We start from the raw sequence: 13,009 nt of genomic DNA, 5'->3' as shown, positions 1-13,009 counted from the left end.
CATTTTGTAGATATTTAATTACATTTGCTTCGTAGCTAAATATCCTATATGAAAAAAATTTTACTCTTATTTGTTGTTTTTATCAAATGTAATTGTGTTTTTGCCCAAGAAATTAATCCTAATTCGTCCAATAATTTTTTATTAGAAGATAAAAATGGCCATCTCATTCAAAATTTGGAACAACAAAAACAATTTTTGAAAATTAGGGAAGAAAAGATGAAGGCAGAAATGCTGAATTTAAAAAAAGTAATTTTAAATTCAAAAGATGGAAATTTGACTTCAAAAACAGCCGTTACTCTTAAAGGAGTAGAAATGTGTACTAACGGAGGTTTTGAGCAATATGAAACTATAAACGGAAACAGCTATCTTAAGAATTTTCTTTGCACAATTGGTGATCCTCCCGGACCTACGCAATGCCAATCGATCAGCAATACTGCCGACTCATACATCAATCGCTATAATCCAAATAATATGAACATTATGGCAACCGGTGTTTCTGCCAATTTGGTTGACCCATATATAGGAGACATTAAAGCATTTGATCAATATGCTCTTAAAATTAATTATGAGAACTCCTCCACTTATGGCTCTATTGTTCAGGGCAAAAGGTATAAAACAAATAATGAAAATTATCTAAAATTTAACTACAAAGCGGTATTACAAAGTGTATATGACAATAGTCATACCGATAATCAAGCTTTTGTAAAAGCACGGATTTTAGATAAAAACAAGGCAGTTGTTAGTGAATTTTGTTTGGTAGGAGATGAAAAAAATTGCATTTTCAGCAAGGTTCCAAGCCAAACTTCTGATTTTGTTACTTTATATACTACCAATTGGCAATCAGGATTATTGGACATTTCATCAATTCCTAATAATGAAGAATTTACCGTTGAATTTATGGCTTCAAGATGTGGATTGGGTGGGCATTTCGGGTATATGTATATTGATGATGTTTGTACCCTACATTCCGCAGAAAATCTGCAAGGCTCTATAGAACTAGATCCTTTGTATAAAGTTTGTCCAACTTTGCCGATTTCAGTTTGCGGCAGTTATACTATTCCTAATTCTGGAGGAATTTCTGCCTCAGTAAAAAAAATCACTTTAAATGTTTACAACAGCAATAACGTGTCAGTTTACAGTATCTCAACTACTTCAAGTTTAGACACAACAAATAAAAAATTTTGCTTTACATTAAAAACCAGTGATTTTCCCAATATTACAAATGCTAATTATAATGTAGGCGTACAAATAGATTATGACATTTCTGGAACTTCATGCACAGGAACCACATTTAATTCTGCCATAGATCCAGATGCAAATCCTGGCTGGGATATTTCTTTTTTGAATTGCTCTTCAAGTTGTAACATTAATGTAACGACCGCCAAAATATCTCAATGTGATGCAAACCGTGACGGGAGTGAAAATTTTGATTTGTCTACATTAAATTCTTTAGTGGTTGCTTCTACAGCAGGTTTAAATTTTAGTTATTTCAAAAATTACAACGAGGCAGATTCCAACTTAAATGCTATCAGCAATTTTACAAGTTATCCAAGTTCAAGTGCTTCTATTTTTGTCAGGGTGAGCAGGGATGCGATTTGTTATAAAATAATTTCTGCAAATCTAGAGGTAAGAAATCCCACTGCAAATATTACAGGTATCCTAAATGTTTGTTCCGGAAGCACTGTATTAACTGCTTCTCCAGGAGCTTCTTATTTATGGAGTACTGGTGGAACTACAAAAAGTATTGCGGTAACTTCGTTAGGAGATTATTCTGTTACTGTCACAGATTCTTTTGGATGCACCAGCAATGCAAGTGTTACTATCGAACCAAGCCAAACTGCAGTTTCTCCTATCTTACAGATTACACAACCTTCTTGTTTTGTCTCCACAGGAACAATAAAAATAACCTCGGCGGCATTACAATATAGTTTTGATGATGGTAATACCTGGGGTGCAAGCAACACGAAGAGTAATTTATATCCCGGAACTTATCAAGTAAAAATAAAGACCGTAAATGGATGCACCTCCTATTCTCAAAGTGTAATTATTACAGCTGCTTCTACTTTGTATCCAAATTATACTTATACCAATCCTTTATTTTGCGGAGATACCGGCAGTATTACCATTACAACTCCAGCTGCATACTATAGTTTTGATGATGGTAATACCTGGGGAAATAACTCTACCGCTAACAATCTTTTACCTGCAAATTATAAAATTCGTACCAAAGATTTACAAGGTTGTATTTCGTCAGCAAACAATGTACTTATTAGCAGTAATACGCTAGAAACCCCAACTTATACAACTGTATCACCTGCTTGTACTGCAAAAGGAAGTATTAGCATTGATACTCTTTCGGATTTTTACACTTTTGATGGAGGAACTACGTGGGTTACAAACAATACAATGAGTAATTTAAATGCAGGAAGCTATTCTTTAGGAATTAAAAATGCTTTAGGTTGTACTTCTTTCTATACTTATGCTTATTTAAATAATTACGAAAATTCCTATCCTCAGTATACATCCGAACAACCTGTTTGCGGAACAGATGGCAGTATTACTATTACTACAATAGGAGATTCCTATAGTTTTGATAATGGTACAACGTGGACTAGTAATAATGTTAAAATTTTACCTTTCGGAACCTATCAAATAAAAATAAAAAACAGTGCGGGATGTATCAGCGCTGCTGCTTATGTTTATTTATCTCAGCCTTATTTGAATTCGCCAATTATTACCCAGGAACAGCCAACTTGTGGTGTAAACGGAAAAATCACAGTCAACTCATTATCCGATTTTTATAGCTTTGACAATGGTACAACCTGGACAACTCTTAATTCTAAATCATTACCTCCTGGTATTTATACCGTAATTATAAAAAATAATCTCGGATGTATGTCTTATCCAAATACTATTTATTTAAATAATCCAAATATAGATATACCCGATTATACAGTTGTTCAGCCCACTTGTACATCCTCGGGCAGCATTACAATAAATACAGCTGCCAGTTTCTATAGTTTTGATGGAGGCTACACTTGGGGAACTTCTCCTACCTTATCAAATCTTACTTCTTATGGATATTACAACATTTCAGTAAAAAACAATTTAGGGTGTGTTTCTAACTCTGTAAGTGTATCAATTAACAACGCAAGGCTTCCTGATCCAGATTATACAGTCACCAATCCAAGTTGTGGAAATATTGGCAATATTACATTCAACACAACTGCAGATTATTACAGTATCGATTATGGTACAAACTGGAGTACAAGTAATGTTTTTAATAATTTAAGTCAGGGATCCTACTATTTAATGATAAAAAAAGATAATTGTATATCCAATTACATTTCGATTTATATGGATTCCTCGAAATTAGCACAGCCCAATTTAACTATCGTTCAGCCAGGATGTGGAACAAAGGGCAGTATTAAAATTAATACTACTGCAAGCTTTTATAGTATTGACGGTAACAATTGGGTGACAAATCCTGTTTTTTCGAACCTTTCAGCAGGATATTATTACCCAATGATCAAAAATGCTCAAGGTTGTATTTCTAACTCAAACTCTGTATCACTTCAAGAATTCTATCTTCCAGTTCCCACTTTTAAAACAACACAACCTACTTGTGGAGTTGGCGGAAGCATAACCTTTACTTCAACTGGAGTACAATACAGTATAAATGGAGGTACAACCTGGAGTAGTAATCCTGTATTTACTAACCTAAGTCCAAACTCTTATAATTTATTAGTAAAAAATGCTTCTGGGTGCACATCTTACCCGTACGGTACATACGCTTACCTACAACAGTATTATTTACCTAATCCGGATTTTACATTAATCCAACCAACCTGTGGTATCAACGGAAGTATTACTATTGCAACAGTTGCAAGTTCTTATAGCTTTGATTATGGCAATACTTGGACAACTAACCCCGTTCTTTCAGGACTTAATTCTGGTTATTACAACATCATGATAAAAAATGCAACGGGTTGTAAATCTAATAATTTGTCAATATTCATCAATCCTTATTATCTTCCCGATCCAAATATAAAAGTAGTACAGCCAAGCTGCGGAAATGGAGGAAGTATAACCGTTACAACTCCTGCTGCCAATTATAGTTTTGATGGGGGCAATACCTGGACTACAAATCCAATTTTATTAAATCCTGCGAGTTCGTCTTATAATATCCTTATTAAAAATGCAGCAGGTTGTAAATCAAATGCACAATATGTCTACATAAACAAATATTACCTTTCATCGCCAAATGTATCTACTATTCAACCCACATGCAGTACTCCTACTGGATCTATAATAGTAAATTCTGCTGCAGACCAATATAGTTTTGATAACGGAATAACCTGGACTACAAATCCTGTAAAGAAAAATTTAGCTGGCGGCTCATACACTGTAGTAATAAAAAACACTCTTGGCTGTACGTCTTCAGGCAATTATATCTATATAAATACTCCTCCCTCAATTCCTGCTGCACCCGCTGTAAATATAGTTCAACCTTCTTCCTGTGGTGCCACTGATGGAAGTATAACCATAACAACATCGGCCATAAGTTATAGTTTCAATGATGGAAACAGTTGGACAACAAGTCCTACGAAAATAAATGTAGGCGCTGGTACATATATTATTAAAATCAAAACAAATTCATATAGTTGTGAATCAGCAACCACTGTTGTCAATTTGAGTTCTGGCACTACAATCGCAGCTCCAGATTTTACTACTACTCAGCCAAGTTGCAGCTCATCAAAAGGTTCTATTACTATTACAACAAATGCAGCAACTTATAGCTATGACAACGGATTAACCTACGTTTTTTCTAATACAAAAACAGATCTTTCGCCAGGTGTTTATTTCATAAAGATTAAAAATTTATCGGGTTGCGTTTCAGATGCTGCTCCAGTTACGATTTCATCATTATCAGCGCTTTCAGCTCCTTCCTTTACAGCGACTCAACCCAATTGCACCAATTTTACAGGGTCAATTTCAATTAATACTGCTGCCGATTTTTATAGTTTTGATAACGGAATCACGTTTGGGGCATCCAATACAAAATCTAATCTTTCTGCAGGAACTTACAATTTGATGATTAAATATAATTCGGGTTGTATTTCCCTGGCTGCACCGGTCACTATACAAGCTGCACCTGTAATTCCTGAAGCACCGCAAATGGTAGTCACAAACCCACTGGGCTGTAGTTCTGCCTTAGGCAGCATTATGGTTTCTACGGTTGCAAATCTATATAGTTTTGACGATGGTCTTACATGGGATACCAGCAATACTGCCAATTTATCTCCCGGAAGTTATTTTATCCGAATAAAATACACAAATGGCTGCCAATCGATTGCGTACAAAGCAACCATCAATGTACCGCCAAATGCTCCTTCAACTCCAACCTTAAATGTTACCCAGCCTATTACTTGCAGCAATCCATTTGGCTCGATTTTAATTACAAGTACAGCTGATCAATATAGTTTTGACAATGGTAAAAATTATTCATCCAATCCTAATTCCGGAAATTTAATAGCGGGAACCTATATGGTTCGTGTTAAAAATAGTATTGGCTGCGAGTCTGCTTCATTACCTACAACCATTAATACTCCAACGGATTATCCGAGCAATCCTGCATTTATAATTTCCCAACCAGACTGCAATAATCTTAAAGGTGCTATTACAATTACCGATGCTGCACCAGAATATAGTTTCGATAATGGTGTTAGCTGGACTACAACTGCAATGAAATCAAATCTTGACCCTAAAACCTATTCTATTAAGGTCAAAAATAATAACGGTTGTATTTCAAATGCAACCACAGTTACAATCAATCCTTTTACAAATTTTACTCTAAAGCCTGCTTTAGCCAGCCCCCAAACATTCTGTATTCAACAAAATGCAACGCTAAATTCAATTATTATCACAGGGCAAAGCATAAAATGGTATGACGCATTAACAAAGGGGTCTCTTTTATCCAATACAACTTTGCTTCAAGACACTAAGACTTATTATGCTTCTCAGACTATAAATGGATGTGAAAGTGAAAGAGTTTCTGTGTCCATAAAAATTCAAGATACGCATACTCCTTCCGGCGATGCAAATCAGACATTTTGTACAGGACAAAATCCAACTTTAGCGAACATTCAAATTACGGGAACGTCAATAAAATGGTATGATGCATTAACCAATGGTTCATTATTAGCAGAAACCGCAAATCTCGAAAATGGAAAAACTTACTACGCTTCTCCAACAGAAAATAATTGTGAAGGTCCTAGATTGGGAGTTACAATTTCATTTACAAACACTCCAGCTGCTCCAACTGCAAATGGAAATCTAGAGTTTTGCAAAAGCGAGAATGCAACATTAAATGACATTCAAATAACAGGACAAAACACAAAATGGTATGATACTAGTTTCTCAACTGGCGTTTTAAGCAATACAACTGTATTAGAAAACAATAAAACGTATTATGTTTCACAAACCATTGGATGCGAAAGTGACAGAACTCCAATTCTAGTTCAGGTTCATGACACTCCTCTACCAATTGGAAATAATAATCAAGAGTTTTGTATTGATGAAATTGCTACAATCGAGAATCTTAATATAGCTGGATTATCTTTAAAATGGTATGACGCTGCAACAAATGGCAACATTTTACCAGAAACCACTTTATTACAAAATGGCATCTATTACGCTACACAAACATTAAACAATTGTGAAAGTAAAAGATTTGCCGTAACAGTAAAAATTCAGGATACTCAAAATCCCATTGCTGACTCACCACAAACATTCTGCGTACAACAAAATGCTTCAATAAAAAGCATCAACATTACAGGGCAGAATATAAAATGGTATCAAAGTACATCTTCGAATACCACGTTGTCTGAATCAGCAGCTCTTGAAAACGGAATCACTTACTATGCCTCACAAACGATAAGGAATTGCGAAAGCGACAGAATTCCAATTACAATAAATATTCTGGAAGCAACTCAAGGAGATTGTATTAATTATGTGGACGAATTACCTTTTCCTAAATTCTTTACGCCAAATAACGATGGTTATAATGATAACTGGACAATAGACTTCGCTTATTTGAAACCTAATACAACAATTCGAATATTTGATCGCTACGGAAAATTCATCAAGGAACTAAATCTTAATACTTCCTGGGACGGAACTTACCTCGGTACAAATGAACCTGCCTCAGATTATTGGTTTACTGTGACAAGATTAAACGGAAAAGAATATAGAGGACATTTTAGCCTTAAACGATAAAAAATAACCGCAAAGTAAATTTTGCGGTTATTTTTTATTGAGAACTTATATATCTTATTTTGTTTGTACTAAAAGCCAATTGGATATTTCTTCTAAAGCTATGGGAGAAAATGTCTGCTCAATGGTATCATATTCCATAGGAGAACCTGTTTTACATTCCTGAAACAAATGATTTAAATCAGGAAGTTCTTTGATTGTAACATTTTTATTCCCTGCCTTAATCAAAGCTTTTTTAATCGCTTCCAGATTAACAGTTGCAGGAACTTGTAAATCTTTGCTGCCATTAAGAGCTAAAACAGGGCATTTGACTTTTGCTAAAGCTATTGCCGGATCAATTCTTAAAAAATTGTACCACCACACATTTGTGATTTGTTCTGTAAATGATTTTGCAGTTTTATCATCAAGTTTTGATTGAGCGTAATTACTTAAATTGATTTTTAACTTTTCATCATTTGCAGCAGAAGCCAAAACAATTTCATAAGCTCCTTTAAAAATTCCCTGTCCTTTGTGAATATCATTTTCAGGAACTCCAAATTGTCTTTCAAGTATTTCTTTTTGTAATAACAACAATTTATCTCCGCGAAGACCCGGCGCGGCTAATAAAACGATAAAGTCAATATCTTTTGAATTTCCTGCAATGATTGGAGCGATTACTCCTCCCTCACTATGACCTATTAATCCTATTTTGCTTTTATTAATTTCTTTTCTGGTTTTTAAATAATCAACTCCAGCCTGAACATCTCTCGTAAAATCGATTGTTGATGCTTTTGTATAATCTCCAGTAGATTCACCCGCACCACGATCATCAAAACGTAAAATAGCTATTCCTTTTTTAGTCAAATAATCAGATAAGACTAAAAATGGTTTATGTCTTAGCATTTCTTCATCTCTATTTTGTTTACCACTTCCGGTAATTAAAATCACAGCTGGAAAATTACCTTCTTTTTTAGGCAAAGACAAAGTTCCGGCTAAAGTCACATGATCTGTTTTATTCACAAATTTCACTTCTTCGGTATAATACGGAAAAGGTTTTTGCGGCTCTTGTGGTCTGGCAAATACTTGTTTTTGAATTTCTTCTTTGGATAAATTCATCTCAAAAGATTGCCCGCCTTGCGTAAAAGTACCTACAATAATATTGTCTTTATTTAATGTGCCGAGATAAGAAATCTGAGCACTTGGTATTTCTAATTTTAAAATTGAATTCTCAAAAGTTGTTTTTTCTAAAGGAATCCCAGTCACTTTCTGATCCGGACTATCCATTGTTGCTTTATAACCATTTTCTGTTTTATTCACATTAAATGATACTCTTAATTGAGTGCCCTGTACTTTTAAAACACCATTCCACTTTCCTGAAATCTCTTGTCCTCTCATTATAAAAGAGCTTAAAACTGTTATTAAAATAAGTATATTTTTTGTCATTTGCTTTGATTGATTGTGTAAGTAAACTAATTTGATTGATGATCCCTTTTTTGTATTTGTTTGAATTTTATAAAAGAATAAACTATTGGAAATAATGCCAAAATTAGAATGATAGAAACAAATACATTACGAAATGCATTGTTGAGAACTAATCCTGCTAACACTAAAACGAAGCCTCCAATAAGCCAAATCTTACCTGCGAATGCATGAGTAGCTTTCCATACTTCACTATTTTCCAATGTCCATGGCGTACGTATTCCTATAAAATAATTAGGTTGAATTACTTTAAAATAATTCCCAAAAATCATTAATAGCACTCCCAATAGTGCAAAAACTAAATTAGGATTATTTACAGAGCGTTCCTTAGTTGTATAAAGAATTAATAATGCCACTACAGACATGAACAGTACCAAAAAGAACTTGAGCTGATAGAATTTACCTCCCATTAAAGAAATTCTTTTTTTAGGATCTATTTTAGGAATAAAAGTCATCAAAACATACATCAAAACCGGCAAAAGGAACAATATCAAAATAAGCGAAAACTTGTCGCCCCAATTATCAATTTCTCCCTTATAATTCCAATGTATTGGAACTCGCTGAGGAAGGCTGTCCCAAATAATAGCTAAATACACAAAGGGTGTCAAAACAATTCCAATTATTGGAAGTTCTTTTTTCAGTTCTAAATTCATTTTTATTTTTTAAAGGTTAGTATCCATTGCAAAACATCTTCCATTATGGTGGTATTGATGGAGTAAATGATGAATTGCCCGTTTTTTTCAGAAGTAATTAAATCCGCACGTTTCAAGATATCCAAATGATGCGAAATACTGGGTTTTGAAATATTAAACGCATCAGCAATTTCTCCGGCAGACAAATCTTTCTCTTTTAATAGTTCCAGAATTTCCCTTCGGGTCGCATCGTTTAATGCTTTAAAAATATCATTCATCATTTATATATTTAGACAAATATCTAAATACTTTTTTAATTAGCAAAAAAAAGGCTCTAATTTTAAATTACAGCCTCTTTATAAAATTTATTTTAAATGGAAATTTTTAAAACTTATGTTCCTCTTTGCTAATGACCAAAAAGGCAAACAAAGAGATACATGCCGCAATGGTTAAATACAAACCTACGTAGCTCACACTATAAGTAGAGGCCAGCCAAATTGCTATCATGGGTGCAAAAGCAGCACCAAGAATTCCTGCCATATTAAAAGTTAAAGACGCGCCGGAATAACGCACATTTGTTGGAAACAACTCTGATAAAAAAGTTCCCAAAGGCCCATAAGTAAATCCCATTAAAGCCATCCCGATACAGGCAAAAGTGGTCACTAAAACAATATTTCCTGAGCTTAAAAAGTATGAGAAGAAAAATCCGAAGATCGCAATAGCCACTGTAGCTATAATTAGCATTTTACGACGGCCAATTTTATCAGCCACTACAGCCGAAACCGGAATAAAAATGGCAAAAAACAATACCGAAAATAATTGTATTAACAATCCGTCTCGCTTAACAATTCCTAAATCTGAAGTGGCCCAACTCAACGTAAAAACAGTCATTAAATAAAAAACCAAGAAAGTGGTAACAGCAGCAAAGGTTCCAAAAATCAATTGATTTTTATACGATTTTACAAGTGTTAAAAAAGGAACTTTAACTTCTTCCTGTTCTTTTTTAGAATTTTCGAAAGAAGGTGTTTCAGTTATTTTTGTTCGGATATAAAACCCTATTACTACCAAAAGTGAACTGGCAATAAACGGAATTCTCCATCCATAATCCATAAAATCTTCATTACTCATCGAATCAGTTAACAATAAGAAAGTTCCTCCTGAAAGCAATAATCCTATTGGAGCGCCCAATTGCGGAAACATTCCGTACCACGCACGTTTATTTGGCGGCGCATTTTCTATAGCCAGTAAAACAGCTCCTCCCCACTCGCCTCCTAAACCTACACCTTGTCCAAATCGACACAGCATTAATAATAACGGTGCAGCAACACCAATACTGGCATAACTTGGTAAAAATCCAATAGTCACCGTCGAAATACCCATCGTTAATAAAGCGGCAACTAAAGTAAATTTACGTCCAATTTTATCTCCGTAATGTCCAAAAAAAGCCGAGCCTAAAGGACGTGATAAAAAAGCTATTGAAAAAGTAGCTAAAGATTCGAGAGTCGCGATAGTCGAATTAGAACCAGGAAAAAATAATTGCGGGAAAACCAATACTGCGGCATTGGCATAAATATAAAAATCAAAAAATTCAATTGTAGTTCCAATCAGGGAACCAAAAAGAACGTGTTTTAATGAGTTCTTCTTTTTCGGGTTAGTTTCCATGTAAAGTAGATATATCTTTTTTAATTACAAAAATAGAATTTCGCTACTAATAATTCAGCTTTAGAATAAATACTTTTAAATGATCACGTATTTTTAACAACTTTACCTAATTTTCATTTTATTTTAATCATCAAATAAGTCAACATTAAAAACTTGATTATAGGAGCTTTAAAATAAAATTTAAAAATCAAATCATAAGCTATCGTTAAAACTGTTTTTCACTGCATATTTTCATTAAATTTACAGCTGTCAAAAATAAATTTAAAATTATGCCAACCGACTGTATCAGCTATCAAACTTCAGGATATTTCTCTAAATTGATGCAAGATTATTTAGATCAAAAATCAGAATTACAAGCGCTGTACAACAACTTCCCTACTTTAGAAAACTTCGAAAAACAAATTGCCGAAAAAGCCGCAAACTTTGATAACAACAACCGAATTCCTTTGGTTGAAACTTTAAAAAAGCAATACCAGCATATCGAAATCTCTGATTCGACAAAACAAAATATCGAGCTTTTAGGGCTTCAAAATACGTATACCATTACAACAGGACATCAGCTAAATTTATTTAGCGGTCCGCTGTATTTCTTGTATAAAATCATCTCGACGATTAATATTACCAAGGAATTAAAGTTAAGATATCCATCGAATAATTTTGTACCCGTTTATTGGATGGCAACTGAAGATCATGATTTTGAAGAGATCAACTATTTTAATTTTAAAGGGAAAAAATTCCGATGGAACAAAGAAAGCGCGGGTCCTGTTGGCAGACTTTCAACAGAAGGTTTAGCTGAATTTTTCGAAATTTATTCTAAAGAATTAGGATCAAGCACCAATGCCAGTGTTCTGAAAAAAGTATTTGAAGAAGCGTATTTAAAACACGAAAACCTAGCCGATGCTACTCGTTTTTTAGCCAATAGTTTATTTGCTAATTATGGTTTGGTGATTTTAGATGCCGATGATGCGAATTTAAAACAAGCTTTTATTCCGTATATCAAGGAAGAACTATTGGAGCAAAGGTCATTTAAAGCAGTTCAGGAAACTATCGATCAACTAAAAGAATATAGTGTTCAGGTTAATCCTCGTGAAATCAATTTATTTTATATCGAAGATGATTTACGCGAACGAATTATTTTCGAGAATGATAAATACCTTGTCAACAACACTAAAATCTCATTTTCTACGGATGAAATTTTAAAATTATTAGAAAGCAATCCAGAGAAATTCAGTCCAAATGTGATCATGCGTCCGTTATATCAGGAAATCATTTTACCTAATTTATGCTACATTGGCGGAGGCGGGGAAATTGCTTATTGGCTGGAATTAAAATCATTTTTCGAAGCGGTAAACATTACTTTCCCAATGCTTTTGGTTCGTAACTCTGTAGTTTTATCTACAGAAAAACAAGCCAAAAAAGCGGATAACTTAGGTTTGAGCTGGGCAGATCTTTTTACAAAACCCGAGCATCTGATAAATGCCATTACTCACAAATTATCTGCTTTTCCTATTGATTTAACACCTCAAAAAGAAATATTAGAAAAACAATTTGAATATCTTTATGAACTCGCACAGCAAACCGACAAATCATTTACGGGAGCTGTAAAAGCGCAGGAAGTGAAGCAAAAGAAAGGATTGGATAATCTTGAAAAAAGATTATTAAAAGCCCAAAAACGAAAATTAGACAACGAATTGCAACGTGTAACAGATTTACAATTCGAATTGTTCCCTAATCAAAGTTTACAGGAACGCCATACTAATTTCTCAGAATTTTATCTGGAAAAAGGCGAACAGTTGATTCCGCTTTTAATTCAAAAATTAAAACCATTAGAAACGAATTTTAACATTATAACAATATAAAAAAGTTCACCGCGAATTACACTAATTTGCCCTAATTTATAGGGTCAAAAGGCAAAAAATAATTCGTGTAATTCGTGGCTAAGAAAATAATAAAGTAATAATTTCTGAGAACCAAATAACCAC

The 13,009-nt window shown here is 33.9% G+C and carries 6 protein-coding genes; 2 read left to right on the top strand and 4 right to left on the bottom strand.

The window, feature by feature from the left end; translation table 11 throughout:
- The first annotated feature begins 48 nt into the window (after positions 1 to 48).
- Positions 49 to 7,278, top strand: a complete 7,230-nt coding sequence (locus IRZ78_RS16795) for a T9SS type B sorting domain-containing protein (protein WP_194617637.1) — start codon at positions 49 to 51, stop codon at positions 7,276 to 7,278.
- A 54-nt stretch (positions 7,279 to 7,332) separates the two neighbouring features.
- On the opposite strand, the gene IRZ78_RS16790 is transcribed toward IRZ78_RS16795, so the two are convergent.
- From IRZ78_RS16790 to IRZ78_RS16775, 4 genes are all read right to left on the bottom strand, one after another.
- Positions 7,333 to 8,697 (bottom strand): alpha/beta fold hydrolase, encoded by a 1,365-nt coding sequence (locus tag IRZ78_RS16790; protein ID WP_194617636.1) that lies wholly within the window; start codon positions 8,695 to 8,697, stop codon positions 7,333 to 7,335.
- A 26-nt stretch (positions 8,698 to 8,723) separates the two neighbouring features.
- Positions 8,724 to 9,386, bottom strand: coding sequence for an SdpI family protein (locus tag IRZ78_RS16785; protein WP_194617635.1), 663 nt, complete (start codon positions 9,384 to 9,386; stop codon positions 8,724 to 8,726).
- A gap of 2 nt (positions 9,387 to 9,388) precedes the next feature.
- Positions 9,389 to 9,643 carry an autorepressor SdpR family transcription factor gene (locus IRZ78_RS16780; RefSeq protein WP_026984867.1) on the bottom strand — a complete coding sequence of 85 codons (255 nt, stop codon included), beginning with the start codon at positions 9,641 to 9,643 and terminating at the stop codon, positions 9,389 to 9,391.
- Between the two features lie 106 nt (positions 9,644 to 9,749).
- Complete coding sequence (locus IRZ78_RS16775; RefSeq protein WP_194617634.1) at positions 9,750 to 11,027, bottom strand: MFS transporter; 1,278 nt, start codon at positions 11,025 to 11,027, stop codon at positions 9,750 to 9,752.
- Positions 11,028 to 11,296: 269 nt separating this feature from the next.
- Between IRZ78_RS16775 and bshC the strand changes: the two genes are divergently transcribed.
- Positions 11,297 to 12,886, top strand: coding sequence for a bacillithiol biosynthesis cysteine-adding enzyme BshC (gene bshC / locus IRZ78_RS16770; protein WP_194617633.1), 1,590 nt, complete (start codon positions 11,297 to 11,299; stop codon positions 12,884 to 12,886).
- Positions 12,887 to 13,009: the final 123 nt, after the last annotated feature.

The organism is Flavobacterium sp. CSZ, assembly GCF_015350725.1.
In the GTDB taxonomy this organism is placed as follows: domain Bacteria; phylum Bacteroidota; class Bacteroidia; order Flavobacteriales; family Flavobacteriaceae; genus Flavobacterium.
Note: the sequence above shows the minus strand (reverse complement) of the source record. Positions and strands in the feature narration are given on the sequence as shown.

Bases quoted from the DNA above. Each gene is read 5' to 3' on its own strand.
- IRZ78_RS16795 (WP_194617637.1), top strand. From the start codon at position 49: ATGAAAAAAATTTTACTCTTATTTGTTGTTTTTATCAAATGTAATTGT.
- IRZ78_RS16790 (WP_194617636.1), bottom strand. From the start codon at position 8,697: ATGACAAAAAATATACTTATTTTAATAACAGTTTTAAGCTCTTTTATA.
- IRZ78_RS16785 (WP_194617635.1), bottom strand. From the start codon at position 9,386: ATGAATTTAGAACTGAAAAAAGAACTTCCAATAATTGGAATTGTTTTG.
- IRZ78_RS16780 (WP_026984867.1), bottom strand. From the start codon at position 9,643: ATGAATGATATTTTTAAAGCATTAAACGATGCGACCCGAAGGGAAATT.
- IRZ78_RS16775 (WP_194617634.1), bottom strand. From the start codon at position 11,027: ATGGAAACTAACCCGAAAAAGAAGAACTCATTAAAACACGTTCTTTTT.
- bshC (WP_194617633.1), top strand. From the start codon at position 11,297: ATGCCAACCGACTGTATCAGCTATCAAACTTCAGGATATTTCTCTAAA.